Below are 18,442 nucleotides of genomic sequence, written 5' to 3' on the forward strand. Positions count from 1 at the left end.
CCGCCTACCCTTCCACCTGCACACCAAGCCTGTTCAGCAACGCCGTGAGCTGCTCGCGGCTGGAGAACGACAGCGTGACCTTGCCCTTATCCTCTGACCCGCTCACGGAAACCCGCACAGGGAGTGCATCGCCCAGCCTGCCCTGCACGCTGCGCAGCAGGGGCGGCAGCTCGGACACCGGGCGCGCACCGCCCCTGCCCTGCTGAGGCTCCGCCTGCTCCGCCACAGGGGCAGAGGGCAGTTCTCCGTGCGACTTCCAGTATTTTGCCATGGCTTCTGCCTCGCGCACGGTGAGCATATCTGCCACCATGCGTTCCAGCATGTCCGGGCGAACCGCTTCATCCACTGCCAGCAGGGCACGGGCGTGCCCCGCGCTGATGGTGCCCTTTTGCAGCATATCACGCGCGTTTTGCGGCAGTTGCAGAAGACGCAGGGTATTGGCGATGGCGGAGCGGCTTTTGCCCAGCCTTTGAGACATATCTTCCTGCGAGAGGCTGAACTTATCTTTCAGCTCCTGCATGCCCAATGCCTCTTCCATGGGGTTTAAGTCCTCGCGTTGCAGGTTTTCTATAAGACCTACGGCAAGGGTTTCCATGTCGGTCATTTCGCGCACGATGACCGGCACCTCGCGCAGCCCCGCAAGACGGCTGGCACGCCAGCGGCGTTCGCCCGCCACTATTTCGTAGAAGCTTCCTTCCGCGTCCTGCAGGGGGCGCACCAGCAACGGTTGCAGCACGCCCTGCGCCTTGATGGACGCGGCGAGTTCTTCTAACGCCTCTTGTGCGAACTCCTTGCGCGGCTGGTTGGGGTTGGGTCTCAGCATGCGCAGCGGCAGCATGTTGGGTGCCTGCTGTTCTGCGGTGGTTTCTTCCTTTCCCTTGAACAGGGCGTCCAGCCCCCTGCCGAGTCCCCTTGGTGCTCCTGCCATGTATAACTCCTTGACATTCTGTCTGTTCGCCCTAAGTCTACTGCTCTACGACACACCTGCCGAGGCAGCGCAAACGGAGGCATTATGTCCGAAAAAGATTCTCATGTTGTCCCGCTCTACAGCAAGGACGGCTCATTGTACGGCATTCTTCTCAGCCCGCAGATATGGGAAACGGTGGGACGCAAGATAGGTCCCATTCTTGAAGGTGCGCTGGATGCCATGTATCCCGCCCTTGCCAGCCAGAAGCCCGAACCTTTGGAGGACTGGCAGACCTTTAAGGACTACTGGGATTTCAAGTATCCTTTCAACGCCCGTGTGGAGTGCAAGGTCTGCGGCGCGGTTTCCGAGGATTGGGAGCACGACCCGGAAAAGCCTTTTCACCTTAAGAACGCCAGCCTGAGCGGGCTGTGCGTGTTCCATTGCAAGCAGTGCAACGCCACGGTGCGCAAAAAACACTTCAAGGACCATATCTGTTTTGAAGCCACTCCCCAACAGGGCGACAGCACGGGTTCCTGCGGCACGCTGGTGGAATAGCCGTAACTTAACACATGCCCTAGGGGCGCGGCGGTCTTCTGAGCACGACTTCTTTAGCCAGTGCCAGATAGGACTCCGCGCCTTTTGATTTTATATCATAATGGATGATGGATTTGCCGAAGCTGGGTGCCTCTGACAGGCGCACATTGCGCGGAACCACGGTTTCGAAAAGGTGGTCCGGGAAGCACTTGCGCACCTCGTTCTTTACCTGCCGCGAGAGCCTGTTGCGCACATCATACATGGTGAGCACCACGCCCAGCAGATTAAGGCCCGGATTAAGCCGCTTGCGTACCTGCTCGAAGGTTTGCAGCAGCTTGACGATACCTTCCAGCGCAAAAAATTCGCATTGCAGGGGCACCAGAAGCTCACGCGCTGCGCACAGGGCGTTTAGCGTGATGAGTCCCAGCGAGGGCGGGCAGTCCAGAATGATGTAATCGAACCGCGATTCCAGCCCTGCCAGCACTTCTTGCAGGTAGTATTCACGCCCCATCTTATCCACCAGCTCAAGCTCTATGGCAACGAGGTCTGTGGTGGACGGAAGAATGGAAAGAAAGGGGGTGTGGGTTTCGTACACCGCTTCCAGCGCTTCTTCCGGCTGGAAAAAGGTGCTGTACAGGTTGTTGGGCATGGTTTCCTGATCAAGCCCGAGACCGCTGGTGCAGTTTGCCTGCGGGTCGCAGTCTACGACCAGTACGCGTTTTTCCATTACGGCAAGCGCCGCCGCAAGGTTGATGGAGGTGGTGGTTTTTCCCACCCCGCCCTTCTGGTTGGCTACAGCGATGATTCTGGCCACATCGACCTCGTTGTTAACGTTTGGGGGTGCACACCTGTTTCATGTGAAACATGAACGCCGGATTTCATTCTGCCGGAAAACACGTCAAAACGATTGTACCTGTTTGTGCTAGATAATGGTCCCGGTTGTGTCAACCAGGGGCGGGTGACCGATGCAGTGAGGTTTTGCAGAAAACCCTTTACAGGTAAGGGCTGAGCGGTGGATGCACGGCAAAAACTTTTTTATGAGTTTTTTGCGTTTTCCTGACGGGAAGACCTCATGTTTCACGTGAAACATTTCAAACGTTAACTTGAAGTCGATTTGTATTACGTTTTCCTGACAGGATAGGTGTGCCTGCGGCAACCGATACGGCTACAGATGGGCCGCGTATGGAAACACCATGAGAGCCTGATAAGGACACGACGAAAAACTGCCCTGCCCTATCTCGTTACGATAGGGCAGGGCAGTTTGTGGTGTGAGCAGGCGGAAAAAGGGCAGGCAGGCCCGGAACCGGCAGATGCGGACGAGGTGCACCAGCCATGTTGCAAAGCGTATTACGCCTTGTAGTATTCGCGGTACCAATCCACAAAGCGGCTGATGCCCTCTTCTATGGACGTGTTAGGCTTGAAGCCTGTGTCTGCAATGAGATCATCCACATTGGCATAGGTGGCAGCCACATCACCGGGTTGCATGGGCAGCATGTTGCGGGTGGCCTTTTTGCCCAGCTTTTCTTCCAGCACCTCTATGAAGCGCCCGAGTTCCACGGTGTTGTTATTGCCGATGTTGTAGAGGCGGTACGGGGCGGGGCTGGTGCAGGGGTCCGGCGACATTCCCGACCAGTTGGGGTTTGGTTCCGGGGTGCGCTTGGTGACGCGGATTACGCCTTCTACAATATCATCTATGTAGGTAAAATCGCGCTGCATTTTGCCGTGGTTGAACACGTTTATGGGCTTGCCTTCCAGTATGGCCTTGGTGAACAGGAAGAGAGCCATGTCGGGCCTGCCCCACGGTCCGTAAACGGTGAAGAAGCGCAGGCCCGTGGTGGGAAGGCGGTACAAGTGGCTGTAAGTGTGGGCCATAAGCTCATTGGCCTTTTTGCTGGCGGCATAGAGGCTGATGGGATGGTCTACGTTATCATGCACGCTGAAGGGCATGGTGGTGTTCAGCCCGTACACGGAACTGGAAGAAGCATAGACGAGATGCTGAACCTTATTATGACGGCAGCCTTCCAGCACGTTGCAGAAGCCCACGAGGTTGGAATCTACATAGGAATGCGGATTTTCGATGGAGTAGCGCACGCCTGCCTGAGCAGCGAGGTTGACCACGTGGGTGAACTGCTCTTTGGCGAACAGGTCCGCCATGGCGGGCCGGTCTGCAAGATCGATATAGGCGTGCGAGAATCCGGGTTGCTGTTGCAGGATGGCGAGGCGCGTTTTTTTGAGATCGACACTGTAGTAGTCGTTGAGATTATCCAGACCGACCACGGTGTGCCCTTCCGCAAGAAAGCGGCGGGAAAGACTGAATCCTATGAACCCGGCTGCTCCGGTTACGAGAATATGCATCTATGCGTCCTTTGCGTTTTCAGGATGGGCGGCATGTGCCGCTGAAGACTTGCGGAAGCGGATGCCCGCGTGCCGCGAAAGACTGTGTAGCATCATCGGGGACAGGATGCCAGCATCGGGAACGATGACGCCGGAATGAAACGGAACGGTATGACGCAGAAAAGCAGGGGACGGGAAACGGTGCTGCGTCCGAAGAAAATGGAGGAAGAATACTCCCCTGCCCTTCCCGGAAGCGGAAAAACCACAGATTGAGAATATGTCGATGGTCTTACAAAGGCAGGTGGCCCGAAATGGGCTGGAAACGGGGTTTTGCGCGCAAGAGAGACGCTGCGCGGACATTGAGCCGGAAAAGAAGAAAAAATGGCTCAGAACGGCGGATACGGGAGGGCTGAAACCAGAGTTTGGAGCGGAATAATTCGGGTAAAAAAATCGGGGGGGAAAATTCGGGCAGAAAAAAAACCGTGGATAAGGAGATGGACGATGAGAGGTCAGTCCCGCGATGCCGGAGTGATGAGGGCATTGAGATTGACCGGCGGTGGCGGGTTGGCGATGAACATGCGCAGGGCGCGTTCGATGGCTTCTTCCGCCACGAGGGTATCGAGGCAGGGACCGTTGGGACGTTCGTTCAGCACGCCGTAAACAGGCAGGGGGTAGGTATCCTGAATGCCGGAGGTGAGGTCGCGTTCGCAGGCAACCGCAATGATCATGCGCGGACGTTTTTGCACCACAATGCGGCGTGCGATGGTGCCTCCCGTGGCAATGGCGAACTGAACACCGTAATGATCGCGCAACCGCAACAACATGCTTACGGGACATTTGCCGCACCGGGCACAGTGGTCCACATCGTAGGACAGGCGGAGCGTGCAGGTGCTCGATTGCAGGCAGTGGGGGGTGAGGATGAGGATATCTTCCGGGGCGAAGGTATCGTTTTCTGACCGGACGAGCTCGTTGTTCACCTTGATGAAGGAATGGCGCACGTTTTCTTTGGGGATGCCCAGAAAACGGGCGAGCAGCACCATGAGGGGCAGAAAAAGCTTGATGGTGAGCCCGCGGATGCGCTGTGTGCCCAGCACCGGCCTGCCCTTGAGGATATGCAGCACAAGCCCGAGAGATGCCCACGCAATGACCACAATAAGGACAAAGAGGAAGGCCCCGCTCACATAGGGGAGGATGGGATGGATATTGCCGAGGCCGATGTACGGAACCACCCAGAAGAGAAGCAGAATGGTGCAGATGAGAAAAGACGTGCCGGTGATAAGACCTATGAACAGGCGTTTGCGCGCGCCGTAGTAGGATTCTGCCTCTGCCGCGCGGGGGGTGGCAGGGCCCTGAGATGGAGTGCCGGAAGCGCTGTTGGGTGAGGTATCCATAAATGGTTCCGGGCTATGCTTCCTGAGAGAGTGCAGCGGCAGCGGAGACGTATCCGGCAGGGGAATGCATCGGGGGGTGCCGCAAGCGCATGCCTACAATCCTTCGCCGGAGCAGGTGGCCTCTTCGCAGGCGCACAGGTAGCCGCAATGAAAGGCTGCTGCGGACATGGGCTTTTTGCTGGCGGGACGCAGGGTCGAAATATAGTACACCCTGTCGCGGGTGGCGATGGCCAGCTTGTCGTCCACGAGGCCGAGCACCGTGCCGGGAGCGGGGGTGCCTTCCAGCGCGGGGCCGATTTCGCCGGGTTCAATGGACACGCGGACAGGCTTGTGCCCTGCCCTGTGCATCATGAAATAGGCACCGGGCCACGGCGTTACGCCACGGATGCGCGCATGCACGGAAATGGCGGACTGGTTCCAATCCACAACGCCTTCCGGTTTGGTGAGCTTGGGGGCGTGGGTGGCCAGGGCATTGTCCTGCGGTTTGGGGCGCAGGCCGCCAACGGGGAGCAGTTCCAGTGCCTGAACAAGCATACGGCCGCCAAGGTCGGCAAGCTGGTCATGAAGGGTGCCTGCGGTGTCGAAAATGCCGATGGCAAGGGCCTTCTGCAGGAGGACGGGGCCGGTATCCAGCCCCTGCTCCATCTGCATGATGGAAATGCCGGTAACGGGGTCACCGTTCATGATAGCCCGCTGGATGGGGGCGGCACCACGGTACCGAGGCAGGAGAGACGCATGGACGTTTATGGCGCCGTGCACGGGAATGTTCAGGACAGCGGGCGGAAGAATGAGGCCGTAGGCGGCGACGAGGAGCACATCGGGCCTTAAGGCGCGCAGCTGCTCCACATCGTCGGGATTGCGGAAATTGACGGGCTGGTACACGGGCAGGCCAAGCTCCAGCGCCAATTCCTTGACTTCGGAAAGCTTGCAGGTTTGGCCGCGTCCGCAGGGGCGGTCCGGCTGGGTGTAGACGCCCACGATTTCGCAGCCGCCCCACTCTGCCACATGCCGCAGGATGGTGGCGGCAAATTCCGGTGTTCCCATGTACACGGCGCGCATAGGTGCAGAGCCTCCCGCTATTTCCTGAGCCATTTTTTGACCTTGCCGTCGTACATGGTGCGCTTGAGGCGGCTGATCTTGTCGATGAACAGGGTGCCGTCCAGGTGGTCGATTTCATGCTGCAGGCAGATGGCGAGAAGGCCGTCCGCATCCATGCAGACTTCCTTGCCGTCGACATCTTTGGCAAGGAGGCGAACCTTTTCGGCGCGTTTGACCTTGGAGCGGTAATTGAGAACGGAGAGGCAGCCTTCTTCGGTTTCCACTTCGCCCTCGTGGTTGACGAGGCGGGGATTAACCAGCTTCATCAGTCCCTTGCGCTCTTCCGGGCCGGTAACATCCACCACAATAAGGCGGCAGTGCTCGCCGACCTGCGGGGCGGCAAGACCTATGCCCTCTTCCTTGTACATGGTTTCGGCCATGTCTTCGGCAAGCTGGCGTATTTCTTCCGTAATCTCGCATACCTCTGTGCATTCAACGGCAAGGCGGGCATCCGGGTATTTCAGAATCTCACGAATCATGTTTCATCACCAAATAGATTGAAAACAACGAAAATTGAGGGAAAACGCGCTGTTTTCCCCTGCGTGCGGAGAACATAAGCACTTTGCGGGGATATGAAAAGGGGAAAGGCTCAGGGCTTTGGGCCCGCAGGATGCCTTTGCTGAACGGGACAGCGGGATACGGGGGACACTGCGAAGCGTACACCGAACAGTGCCGGAGAACGAAGCCGCCCGGAGACGCAGTGGCTCAGATGCCGGAATAGGGATCATTATCCTTGGAGGATTCCGGCACGTGCTGCTGTTCCGTTTCCAGAATCGGGTCGTTGCGTTCAATATCCGAATCCTTTACCGGCGCAGTCCGTTTGACAACCACCCCTAGGCGCTGCCCAAGATATTCCAGCCGCTTTTCCACCACCATGGGATTGGGGTATTCATCGCGGATGCCCTGCAATAATGAAACAGCCTTTTCGGGCATATCCAGATGGTCGAAGACATCTGCAAGCAGGAGGGTGGCGATCATGCGCAGGTCCTGCTCTATGCCGGAAGATGCGAGCACCCCTTCCAGCATGGATTCGGCCTTGTCGTAGTTTTCCAGAAAGAAATGCGTCTGAGCGAGCCCGTACAGACACAGGGCATGTTCCGCGGGCGGGGCATCGGTCTCCACACAGGAACGCAAGGCATCCAGTGCAAGGTCGTAGTCGCCGGTGGCAATATAGGCTTCACCTATGTTGCGGTAGGCAACGGCATGGTCGAGAGAAGTGGTATCCGGGGCGGTGAGGAGCCGTTGCCAGACCTCCACTGCCTTGTCGAGCACGCGGTTTTCCATGGCAAGGGTTCCGAGGCGGTGGAGAATGGACCGGGCCTTGTCTTCATCATCGGCGTATTCCAGATACATGGCTTCCAGAAGGTCGATGGCATCGTGCGGATTGTTGCGCACGGCAAGGGCCATTTCCACAAGGCGGTTCCAGACCTCCCAGCGCGCTTCTCCGTCCTGATGGGCTTTGAGATAGCGCTCGTAGAGGCGTTCGGCTTCCAGATACTGCCTATCAACATAGGCCCTGCGGGCCTGTGCAAGATCATCCTCGGCCTCCGGCATGCCGGAGCAGCCGGAGGCGAGGATGATTATAAGCACCAGTACCAGAACGGTTGCGCGGGTCATCTATTCCTGTTCGTCCTGTATCAGTATCACATCGCGTTCCTGGACACGGTCGAACCCGACAACGCTGCCGCCCTCGTTGAGGGCAACCAGCCGCACGCCCTGCGTTGCACGGCCGACGCTGCGGACTTCGCTGATGTTCATGCGGATGATCTTGTTGTCTGAGGTAAGAAGGATGAGCTCATCCTCCAGCTGCACAGGAATGGCACCAAGCACGGGGCCGGTTTTGGGCGTGACCTTGAAGTTGATGATGCCCTTGCCGCCACGAGACTGGACACGGTACAGCTCAAGCCGGGTACGTTTGCCGTAACCGCCCTGAGAAACGGTCATAATCTCGTTGGTCGTATCCTGCGCCAGAGTGACGCAGGCCACTACCTCATCATTGCTGCGCAGGGCAATGCCCTTTACACCCGTGGCACCACGGCCCATGGGACGCACATCGTTGCAATGGAAGCGGATGGCTATGCCGTCCTGCGTGGTGAGCACCACATGGCAGTGTTCGTTTACCTCGCGCACCATGATGAGTTCGTCATCTTCACGCATGCCCACGGCAATGATGCCTGTGCGGCGTGCCTTGCCGTAGAGGTCTGCGCTGGACCGTTTGACCATGCCGCGCTTGGTGGCGAAGAGGAAGTACTTGTCTTCGTCAAAGGCACGCACAGAGAGCACGGTGGTAACAAATTCGCTCTCTTCCAGCGGAAGCAGGTTTGCGATGTGCATGCCACGGGCCGTGCGGCCGCCCTCCGGCACCTGGTAGACCTTGAGCTGGAACATGCGGCCCTTGTTGGTGAAGAGCAGCAGGAACTGATGGTTGGTGGTGGTAAGGAAGTCCTGCACGAAGTCGCCGTCGCCGGTGTGCAGTCCGGCAATACCCTTCCCTCCCCTCTTCTGAGCCCGGTAGGATTCCAGCGTGGTGCGCTTGATGTAGCCACGGCGGGAAAGGGTGATAACCACGTCTTCATCCGGGATGAGGTCTTCTATGTCTATGCCGTCCAGTTCCGCCTCTATGTCCGTGCGGCGCTGGGTGGCGAACATGGACTTAAGTTCCGTGAGTTCATCGCGGATAACGCCCTGCAGCACGTCTCTGTTATCCAGAATGGAATTGAGCCACGTGATCTGCTTGAGCAGTTCTGTGTACTCGTCCACCAGTTTTTCGTGCTCAAGGTTGGTGAGGCGTTGCAGGCGCATATCCAGAATGGCCTGAGCCTGAATTTCGGAAAGACCGAACCGGTCCATGAGACCGTCCCGTGCGTCCTGCGGGGTGCCGGATGCACGGATGATGCGCACTACCTCATCGATATTATCCAGTGCGATGCGCAGGCCTTCCAGAATATGGGCACGGGCTTCGGCCTTACGCAGGTCGTAGCGGGTGCGCCGTATGATGACCTCGCGGCGGTGATCGATGAAGTAGGACAGGGCACTCTTGAGGGTAAGCGTCTGCGGGCGGTTGCCCACAACGGCAAGCATATTAATGCCGAAGGAACTTTCCAGCGGCGTATACTTGTACAGGGCGTTGATGACGATATCCGGTATGGTTCCGCGCTTAAGGTCTATGACCACGCGGATGCCCTTGCGGTCTGATTCGTCGCGCAGGTCGGTTACGCCGTCTATCTTGCGGTCATTGACCAGCGCCGCGATCTTTTCCACAAGGCTGGCCTTGTTCAGGGCGTAAGGAATCTCGCGGATGACAATGGACTGGAAGCCCTTTTTGCGTTCCTCCACCTCCACCTTGCCGCGTATCTTCACGGTGCCGCGTCCGGTGGTATACGCATCGCGCAGTCCCTGCCCGGCGTAGCAAATACCGCCGGTGGGGAAATCCGGTCCCTTGACGTGACGCATAAGCTCTTCAATGCTGCAGTCGCGGTCGTCCAGAAGGACCAGAAGAGCGTCCACCAGTTCGCCCAGATTGTGGGGCGGAATATTGGTGGCCATGCCCACCGCAATACCGGACGAGCCGTTAAGCAGCAGGTTGGGCACCTTGGTGGGCAGAACCGAAGGTTCCAGGAGCGTGTTGTCGTAGTTGGCTTTGAATTCGACGGTTTCTTTGTCGATATCGCTGAGGAATTCCCCTGCGAGGCGGGACATGCGTACTTCCGTGTAACGCATGGCTGCCGCGGCGTCGCCGTCTATGGAACCGAAGTTACCCTGACCGTCCACGAGCAGGTCGCGCATGGAAAAGGGCTGGGCCATGCGGACAATGGCATCGTACACGGCGGAATCACCATGGGGGTGATATTTACCGATGACGTCACCGACCACGCGGGCGGATTTTTTTGGCGCCCGGTTCCAGCCGTTGCCGAGTTCATGCTGGGCAAACAGTATGCGCCTGTGCACGGGCTTGAGCCCGTCGCGTACGTCCGGAATGGCGCGACCTATGATAACACTCAGAGAATACTCAAGATATGACTTCTTGAGTTCCTTTTCTATGCTTATTTGATTGGACACGTTCAGCCTCGCGTTAAATATCCAGATCCTGCACACTCAGGGCGTTACGCTCTATGAATTCGCGGCGGGGTTCCACCCTGTCACCCATGAGCTGCTCGAATATGTCGTTGGCTTCCTGCGCATCGTCCACGGTTACCTGCAGGAAGACGCGGTTTTCCGGGTTCATGGTGGTTACCCACAGCTGTTCCGGGTTCATTTCACCCAGACCTTTGTAACGCTGTACGCTGATGCCCTTGCGGGCTTCCAGCAATACATGCTCAAGCACGCTGAAGATGGTGGGCAACTGCACCTGCGCATCCTTACGCACGGCAGTAAATTCCAGCCCGCCGAACATCTTGCGGATGTCGTCCATGGCGATGAAGGGCTGCTTGTAGAGCTTGGAATTGAAGAATTCGTTGCCAATGCGGGTGCGGCTGCCGTTCTGGTCTTCAAAGACCAGCCATACGCGGCGTTCCACCTCGTCCACTTCTTCCTCAGTGCGCACGTCATAGCCGCGCTCTGAAAGGAAGCTGCCGAAACCGTTGAGCCGCTCTTCCTCAAAGTTTTCCGGGAACAGGCGCACGGGATAATCCAGCAGGGTGAGGAACAGATCGCGGCTGACGTTGATGTTGTCCACCTCTGCCACCTTGTTCTGGATATTCTCTATGACCTTGAGCAACTGCTTGAGCTGTTCGCCAGTGGAGGTGACACCGTTGTTCCCATGCAGGACAATATCGTCCGCTATGCGGTTCATGAGGAAGGCGTTGAGTTCCGCATCGTCCTTGATGAACTTTTCGAACTTGGAAGAATGCGCCCGGTACAGAGGCGGCTGGGCAATATACAGGTGCCCCCGGTCTATCAATCCGGGATACTGACGGAAGAAGAACGTGAGGAGCAGCGTGCGGATGTGCGCGCCGTCCACGTCGGCGTCTGTCATGATGACGATCTTGTGGTAGCGCAGCTTTTCGTAATCCGTATCTTCTTCCCCTACTCCCGCGCCCATGGCGGTGATGAGGGCCTTTACTTCCTTGTTGGCAAGCATCTTGTCGAAACGGGTACGCTCCACGTTCAGAATCTTGCCGCGCAGGGGAAGAATGGCCTGTGTGGAAGGATTGCGGCCCTGCTTGGCGGAACCGCCTGCGGAATCACCTTCCACGATGTAAAGTTCGGATTCGCCAGGGTCTTTGGACTGGCAGTCCGCCAGCTTGCCGGGAAGAGAATTATCGCCCAGCGCGCCCTTGCGGCGGACAAGTTCTTTTGCCTTGCGGGCGGCATCACGGGCACGGGCGGCATCAACCGCCTTTTCGATGACCATCTTGGCGTCCTTGGGATTCTCGCCGAAGAAGGTCATGAGGTGATCGTAGCACAGGGTGGCCACAAGGCCTGCCACTTCGCTGTTGCCGAGCTTGGTCTTGGTCTGCCCTTCAAACTGGGGCTGGGGAATCTTGACGCTTATGACGCCGGTGAGTCCTTCGCGCACATCATCGCCCGAAAGCTTGATCTTAAGCTTCTTGGGCAGGTCTGAGGCCTGAATGTAGGTATTTATGGCCCGGGTGAGCGCGGTTTTGAATCCCTGAAGATGGGTGCCGCCTTCTTTGGTGCGGATGTTGTTGGCAAAGGTGAGGAAGTTTTCTTTGTATCCGGCGTTATACTGGATGGCGTATTCCACAAAGATGTTTTCCTGATCTCCGGTGCCGCTGCCGCTGCCGTAAATGATGGCGTGAATGCCGCCCTCACCGGAATTGAGATCACGCACGAACTGCTTGATGCCGCCTTCTGCGAAGAAGGTTTCGGAATCGCCGCTGCGCTCGTCGGTGAATTCTATGGTCAGGCCGGAATTGAGATAGGACAGTTCTTCAAAGCGCTTTTTAAGCACATCGTAGATGAACTGGTTAGTTTCGAATATCTCTTCATCCGGACGGAAACGTACGGTAGTGCCGCGTCTGTCGCTTTCGCACAGGGTTTCCACGCCCTTGACCGGAACACCGCGTTCATAGCGCTGATGATAGCGGTAGCCGTCGCGGTCTATGGTGACTTCCAGATATTCGGACAGGGCGTTCACGCAGGAAACGCCCACGCCGTGCAGACCCCCGGATACCTTATAGGTGTCGCTGTCGAACTTGCCGCCGGCGTGCAGCACGGTCATGACCACTTCTACAGCGGGACGACCTTCCTTGGGGTGGATGTCCACGGGAATGCCACGGCCGTTATCACGCACGGTGACGCTGTTATCCAGATGGATCTTGATCGTGATGCGGTCGCAGAAGCCTGCCATGGCCTCGTCGATGGAGTTATCCACCACCTCGTAGACAAGATGGTGCAGGCCGCGCACGTCTGTGCTGCCGATATACATGGCGGGGCGCTTGCGGACAGCGGAAAGCCCCTCAAGAACGGTTATGCTGTCCGCAGTGTACTGCTGTTTGCTTGCAGCGCTGGTCATTAAACTTCTTCCTCGCTGTAGTACGTCTCTTCCACTATCTTCATGGGCATGATGATGACCGTGTATTCGGGGTCATCTTTACCCTGCAGGCCGCACGGGCCTTCCGTTCCGGTGAGCAGGAAACGCAGGGTTTCGGACTGGTAGTGGTTGAGAATTTCGATCAGGTTGCGCGTGGGGAACGCGATGCGCTTGATTTCGCCCTTGTACTGCGCTTCCAGAGCTTCGTTGGCGGTGCCTACTTCCTGTCCCTGCGACGAAAGTTCGACATCTCCCCCGTTGAAGGTAAAATAGGTGCAGCGGTTGTTTTCCGTGTTGAAGATGTTCAGGCGGTCAAGGGCATCTATCATCTCCCTGCGGTCCACATCAAGCGTTGCCACGTCCGGAGCAGTGAGCTTGGAGAGGAAATTGTTGTATTCCGGGTACTGGTAGTAGGAAAGCGGCAGGCTGAAGGTTTCGCGCTTGTCGCCACGGCGGAAGAAGAGCCGCTTGTTGCTCATGTTCAGCTCAATCTCGTCGCCACCGAGCCACTTCTTAAGCTCGCCGAGATATTTTTTCTGTACCAGCATGCCTTCCTGCGGCAGCAGTGCGTGCAGTTCATCGTTCATGAACCGCTGCATGGAAAACTGATGACCGTTCAGACCGCAGGCTTCTATGGTGCCGTCGGGCATGGGCTTCATGCTCAGGCAGGCAATGGCTTCCATGGAGTCTTCATCGGAAATGCAGTAGGCGAGCTTGTCGATGAGTTCCTGAACAAAGTCGCCTGACCAGTAGACGGAGCCTTCTTCCGGAAAGTCCGAGAAGTTCTGGAACCAGCTGGTATCGTTCACGGGCAGTTTATATTTTCTTCTGCCCTGCTCGATCATGAGGTTGCCTGTGGCTGTATCCAGCCGGAGGGTGATTTCGCCGGAAGGGAGCTTGCGAAGAAGATCAACGAAGGCCCTGCCCTGAACACCCACGAGACCGTTTTCGGAGACTTCGCCGGGATAACGTCCCCGGAATTCTATGTTGGAGTCTGTGGAGAGGACATGGAGAGCACCCTCTTCGGCTTTAAGCCATAGAGACCGCAGATAGGCGGCACCTGTCTTGGCAGGGATGATGCTTGCGGCTTTCTGGAGACCGTCGATGACGTCTTCTTTAAATACTCTTAAATTCATAATGATCTCCTTGTAGTAGCAGTATAGGGTGTGCCTTTGTTGCTAGTGAAGGTATGTTGCTGATATTGTTTTAAAAATGTGGTGACAAATTGGAAGCATTTTAGGAACGCAAAATGCGTAACTTTATGGGTGCGGCTTATCCGTCTCTGGTAAGGCACTTTTTCTTCAGCTCGGTCACTAAAAGTTTCGTATCTTTGTTACTTTCCTGTAATTCTTTGACTTTTTTAACTGCATACATGGCTGTGGAGTGGTCTTTTCCTCCGAACAGGCGACCCAGCGAGGGGTAAGAGCTGCCCAGCAGTTGCCTGCATATGAACATGGCCAGCTGGCGTGCCTGAACGACCTTTTGGTGCCTTTTTGAGCCGGTGATGTCTTTGGCGGTAAGGCTGAAATGTTCCGCTATGATGGTGATGACCGTTTCGGGCGTAATGGAACTGCCCTGCCGGTGGTCGGTATGGGCAAGGATGTGCTCGAAGTCTTTGTCGGTGACATCTTTGCTCATGAGGTCGCGGAAGGCGGCCAGTTTGGTGAGCACCCCTTGCAGGTGGCGGAAATCCGGGAACCGCTGGCAGAGCATGAAAACCTGTTCTTTGGAAAGGCGCAGACGATCCTGCTTAAGCCGCTGCATGACAAAACGCACACGGATATCCAGATCTTGCGGTTTGATCTGGGCGATGAGGCCCCATTCCAGCCGGGAGCGTAGTTTCTGATCCATGAATTCGAATCCGGATATGGGACCGGACGAAGTGAAGACCATCTGGCGTCCGGCATCGTGCAGCATGTTGAACAGAAAAATCATCTCTTCCTGCAGCGCAGGGAAATCTTTGAACCGCTGGATATCGTCCAGAAGAAAATAGGCATGCCGGGCAAGGTGCCGCCGGGCGGCGTGGGTATCTGCCTGATAATCCGCCCCGTAGATGGCGGCAAGGTCTTCCACCGTGCCGAGGAAAATATATTCGGGATCGGTATGCCGGGCTATTTCATTGCCCATGGCGCGCAGCAGGTGGGTTTTTCCCGTGCCGCTGGCACCACAGAGGACAAAAGGGTTATAGCGGATAAGGCACCCGGGTTTGGATACTTCGCGCGCGCTGAGGACCGGGAATTCGTTCTTCCGGTTGTGGAGAAACGTGTCGAAGATGAAGTCCTTGCCGTAGGGGAGATCGAGATTCTTCAGCCGCTGCAAGGGCAGGGAGCCGAACCTGTTGTTCTGGCTGCGCTGCGCGCACTGGGTGGAATAATCGAGCCTGTATCCTTCGCCCAGATAATCTCTGAGGGAATGTTCGAACATGTTCTGTGCGTTCTGCTGGAACCAGTGGGCGAAAAAAGGGTGCGGGAAAAAAATGGACAGCCGTTTTTCGACGCTGCTCATGACAATGGACAGCGGGTCGAACCACTGGCGCAGGGCCTGCTCCGGAAAGCTGGCCGAAAGATGATCTCTGAGAGCCTTTTTTAGCACGTAACGTTCTTTTATGACAGCAGGTTCAAAATAGCGACACCGGATAGAAACAGGCGGAGCCGATGGGCGGCGACCGGTGTTTTCCACAGGCCGGACAGCGAGAACGGCAACCTCACATGCATAGCAGAAAAGGTCTGGCAAGCCAAGCGGAGAACCGATGACGCCGTGAATTGCCGGAAGCGGGCGCAGGTAAGGGATTGATGGATTTGTGAAAAAGTCTAGACTTTTTTAACAGAGCCGGATACCCTGACCGAGAGTGCCGGTTTTCTTTTGCCTGTTTCTGTGGTAGCGCAGAACGCGGCTTATCACACGCCGCAACCCGGCATTCGGCTGGCGATGCTTTCGCCAGAGGAAACGGCAGAACCTTCTGTCTGCAAGTAAAACATTGATAAGTGCATACGGTAGTTGAAAATATACTTTTCGACGGCCAGTTCTACGATGTGGCGTTTTTTTGGTCCATGCCACCGAGTAATCCGTTTAACCGCCTTTCCGGCGCATGGAACAGATGATGAGCAGATTGAACCGCAGAAGAATTTCCGGCATTGGCAAGAAACCCCTTATGGCGGCAGGTTTGTGCATTGCCGCAGCATTGATTGCCGGAATATGGGGTTTTTCAGGATCCGGGACGGATGTGCCCGCCGAACAGCCGGTAGCCATGGAAAAATCTGCGGCGCCTGTACCGGAGGAACCCAAGGGACCGTTGCTGGAAGTGGTGGCTGCCTCGGTAAACAACGGACAGACCGCTTCTACCATTCTTTCTGATTGGCTGGGTACTTCGGATATTCACAATCTGGCGGAAGCCTGCAAGCCTGTGTTTGATCTGTGCCGTATACGCGCCGGACAGCCCTACAGGGTGCATACGGAAGACGGTGCCCTGACCCGGTGGGAATATGAGATAGATAACGACAAGTTTCTTGTGGTGGACATAGCCGCAGACGCGGAGAATGGCTCAAAAAGCTATGTGCCGCAGGTGCATGATATACACTATGATATGGAAACCGTGAGTGTTTCCGGCATTATCAACTCCAACCTGTTTGAAGCGGTGGAAAAGACAGGCGAAAATGCCGCTCTGGCCATTACGCTGGCGGATATTTTCGGGTGGGAAGTGGACTTTATCCGCGACCTGCGGCAGGGAGACAGTTTTTCTGCCGTGGTGGAAAAGCGGTTTCGTGACGGGGAATTCAAGGGCTACAGACGGGTGCTTGCCGCATCGTTCACCAACCAGGGAACGAGACATGAAGGCTACCGCATGGAAGACGAGCACGGCGTGGTGCAGTATTATAACGCGGAAGGCGGCAACCTGCGCAGGGCCTTCCTTAAGGCACCGCTCTCGTTCACACGTATTTCTTCCAATTTTTCCCACAGCCGTCTGCACCCGGTGCTAAAGACCTACCGCCCGCACCACGGTGTGGATTATGCCGCCCCCACGGGCACACCTGTGCTGGCCATTGGTGACGGCACCGTGACCAAGGTGGCCAGCGACCACGCCGCAGGCAAGTATGTGATGCTGCGCCATACCAACGGCTATGAGAGCGGGTATCTGCACTTTTCCAGCTTTGCCAAAGGGATGAAGGTGGGCAAGCGCGTGCGGCAGGGAGAGGTGATAGGCTATGTGGGGGCAACGGGATATGCAACCGGACCGCACCTGGATTTTCGCATGAAGAAGAACGGTGCGTATGTGAATCCCACCAAGGTGATAAGCCCGCGTTCCGAGCCTGTGAGCAAGAAGAAGATGGAAGAGTTTGCGAAACTTGTGGAGGCAATGCGGCTCAAGCTTGACGCTGAGACCGTGGCAGCCGGAACCGAGACTGTTCCAAACAACGTTAATTAGCTGAAAGTAAAATGAAAAATGGAAAAGCCTGCCCCGTAACGGAGCAGGCTTTTTTTATAGGTAATTGTGCGCAGGCTTATCGGTAGCTTTTTGGTATGCTGTGAGAAGTGCCCGGCAGGCCGCCCTACTCCAGTCCGGCATCGTTAAATGCCCGGGCAATGGATTCTGCGTAAGGGGGGCGCAGGATGCCTACCTCGGTGATGATGCCCGCGATGAGGGCGGCGGGGGTGGCATCGAAGGCGAAATTGAATACGGGGACACCGTCGGGCGTGATCTGCGTATCGCCCACGTGGGTGACTTCACGCGGGGTGCGGTCTTCTATGGGGGTGTGGTCGCCGGTGGGGGTGTTGCGGTCTATGGTGGAAAGCGGGGCTGCCACATAGAAGGGGACGCCGTGTTCCCGCGCAAGCAACGCCACGGAATAGGTGCCTATCTTGTTCACGGCATCGCCGTTGGCGGCGATGCGGTCTGCACCGACAACCACCTTTTGCACCATGCCGCGGCGCATGAGCAGACCGCAGGCGTTGTCGCAGGCGACGGTGACGGGGATGCCGTCTTCCTTGAGTTCATAGGCGGTGAGGCGGGCACCCTGCAGGAAGGGGCGGGTTTCGTTGGCGATGACGGAGATGTTCTTTTTGCCCGCGTCTATGGCGCCGCGGATGACGCCGAGGGCGGTGCCGTATCCTGCTGTGGCAAGGGCACCGGCGTTGCAGTGGGTCATGACGGTGTCGTCATCGTCTATGACCGCCGCACCGTGGGCACCCATGCGGGTGTTTATGGCGATATCTTCCTTGTGGATGCGGGTGGCTTCCTGCAACCAGAGTTCGGCGAGGGTTTGCCTGTCTGCGGTGCTGTTGGCAGCCCAGAGCTTTTTCATGCGCTCCACACCCCAGCGCAGGTTCACGGCGGTGGGGCGCGCTTCTGCGATGCTCTCCAGCCTGTGGGAGAGGGCGGTTTTCCAGTCTGCCTCGGCTGCCACCTCACGCGCGGCAAGGGCGCATCCGTAGGCTGCGGTGACGCCTATGGCGGGCGCGCCGCGGACGACCATGGTTTGCAGGGCGTAGATGATATCCTGCGTGGTGCGGCACGGGAAGTCGTCTTCGCGGGCGGGCAGGTAGCGCTGGTCCAGCAGGATGAGGGCATTGTCTTGATGGGAATAGCGGATATGGCGTTCCATGGGGTTCCTCTTGGGGGTTGGCATGTGGGCGCCGGAGCGCAGGCAGTGCACGCCTTGGATAGCGTCTTGGCGGGGGTCAGGC

14 protein-coding genes are annotated in these 18,442 nt (G+C 57.1%); 2 read left to right on the forward strand and 12 right to left on the reverse strand.

From position 1 onward, the window contains the following. Positions 1 to 4: 4 nt before the first annotated feature. Positions 5 to 928, reverse strand: coding sequence for a ParB/RepB/Spo0J family partition protein (locus HUV26_RS15950; RefSeq protein ID WP_174411134.1), 924 nt, complete (start codon positions 926 to 928; stop codon positions 5 to 7). Positions 929 to 1,012: 84 nt separating this feature from the next. Here HUV26_RS15950 and HUV26_RS15955 point away from each other — a divergent pair, with 84 nt between their 5' ends. After that, the gene (locus HUV26_RS15955; protein WP_174411135.1) at positions 1,013 to 1,462 is read left to right on the forward strand and encodes a hypothetical protein; all 450 of its coding nucleotides are present in this window, start codon (positions 1,013 to 1,015) and stop codon (positions 1,460 to 1,462) included. Between the two features lie 19 nt (positions 1,463 to 1,481). On the opposite strand, the gene HUV26_RS15960 is transcribed toward HUV26_RS15955, so the two are convergent. The 10 genes from HUV26_RS15960 to HUV26_RS16005 all read right to left on the reverse strand — a co-directional run bounded on the left by HUV26_RS15960 (position 1,482) and on the right by HUV26_RS16005 (position 15,352). Next, positions 1,482 to 2,255, reverse strand: coding sequence for a ParA family protein (locus tag HUV26_RS15960; protein ID WP_174411136.1), 774 nt, complete (start codon positions 2,253 to 2,255; stop codon positions 1,482 to 1,484). 533 nt (positions 2,256 to 2,788) lie between these two features. Beyond that, positions 2,789 to 3,796 (reverse strand): NAD-dependent epimerase, encoded by a 1,008-nt coding sequence (locus tag HUV26_RS15965; RefSeq protein WP_174411137.1) that lies wholly within the window; start codon positions 3,794 to 3,796, stop codon positions 2,789 to 2,791. Between the two features lie 488 nt (positions 3,797 to 4,284). Next, positions 4,285 to 5,166 carry a DUF116 domain-containing protein gene (locus tag HUV26_RS15970; RefSeq protein ID WP_174411138.1) on the reverse strand — a complete coding sequence of 294 codons (882 nt, stop codon included), beginning with the start codon at positions 5,164 to 5,166 and terminating at the stop codon, positions 4,285 to 4,287. Between the two features lie 93 nt (positions 5,167 to 5,259). Next, the gene (gene fmt, locus HUV26_RS15975) at positions 5,260 to 6,258 is read right to left on the reverse strand and encodes a methionyl-tRNA formyltransferase (protein WP_243451421.1); all 999 of its coding nucleotides are present in this window, start codon (positions 6,256 to 6,258) and stop codon (positions 5,260 to 5,262) included. After that, positions 6,243 to 6,743, reverse strand: coding sequence for a peptide deformylase (gene def / locus HUV26_RS15980; protein WP_174411139.1), 501 nt, complete (start codon positions 6,741 to 6,743; stop codon positions 6,243 to 6,245). The genes fmt and def overlap by 16 nt, the downstream gene beginning before the upstream one ends. A gap of 226 nt (positions 6,744 to 6,969) precedes the next feature. Then, entirely contained in the window at positions 6,970 to 7,881 is a 912-nt protein-coding gene (locus tag HUV26_RS15985; protein WP_174411140.1) for a tetratricopeptide repeat protein, read from the reverse strand. Then, positions 7,882 to 10,323 carry a DNA gyrase subunit A gene (gene gyrA / locus HUV26_RS15990; RefSeq protein WP_174411141.1) on the reverse strand — a complete coding sequence of 814 codons (2,442 nt, stop codon included), beginning with the start codon at positions 10,321 to 10,323 and terminating at the stop codon, positions 7,882 to 7,884. Positions 10,324 to 10,336: 13 nt separating this feature from the next. Beyond that, complete coding sequence (gene gyrB / locus HUV26_RS15995) at positions 10,337 to 12,742, reverse strand: DNA topoisomerase (ATP-hydrolyzing) subunit B (protein WP_174411142.1); 2,406 nt, start codon at positions 12,740 to 12,742, stop codon at positions 10,337 to 10,339. Beyond that, a complete protein-coding gene (dnaN, locus tag HUV26_RS16000) occupies positions 12,742 to 13,896 on the reverse strand; it encodes a DNA polymerase III subunit beta (protein ID WP_174411143.1) in 1,155 nt (384 codons plus the stop codon). Before dnaN ends, gyrB begins: the two co-directional genes overlap by 1 nt. A 136-nt stretch (positions 13,897 to 14,032) precedes the next feature. After that, entirely contained in the window at positions 14,033 to 15,352 is a 1,320-nt protein-coding gene (locus tag HUV26_RS16005; RefSeq protein WP_174411144.1) for a DnaA ATPase domain-containing protein, read from the reverse strand. 508 nt (positions 15,353 to 15,860) lie between these two features. Here HUV26_RS16005 and HUV26_RS16010 point away from each other — a divergent pair. After that, positions 15,861 to 17,183, forward strand: a complete 1,323-nt coding sequence (locus tag HUV26_RS16010) for a M23 family metallopeptidase (protein ID WP_174411145.1) — start codon at positions 15,861 to 15,863, stop codon at positions 17,181 to 17,183. A 124-nt stretch (positions 17,184 to 17,307) separates the two neighbouring features. On the opposite strand, the gene mtnA is transcribed toward HUV26_RS16010, so the two are convergent. Continuing rightward, on the reverse strand, positions 17,308 to 18,360 hold the full coding sequence (gene mtnA, locus HUV26_RS16015; RefSeq protein ID WP_174411146.1) for an S-methyl-5-thioribose-1-phosphate isomerase: 1,053 nt from the start codon (positions 18,358 to 18,360) through the stop codon (positions 17,308 to 17,310). Between the last annotated feature and the right edge of the window lie 82 nt (positions 18,361 to 18,442).

The sequence above is a fragment of the Desulfovibrio psychrotolerans genome, from assembly GCF_013340305.1.
In the GTDB taxonomy this organism is placed as follows: Bacteria; Desulfobacterota; Desulfovibrionia; order Desulfovibrionales; family Desulfovibrionaceae; genus Halodesulfovibrio; species Halodesulfovibrio psychrotolerans.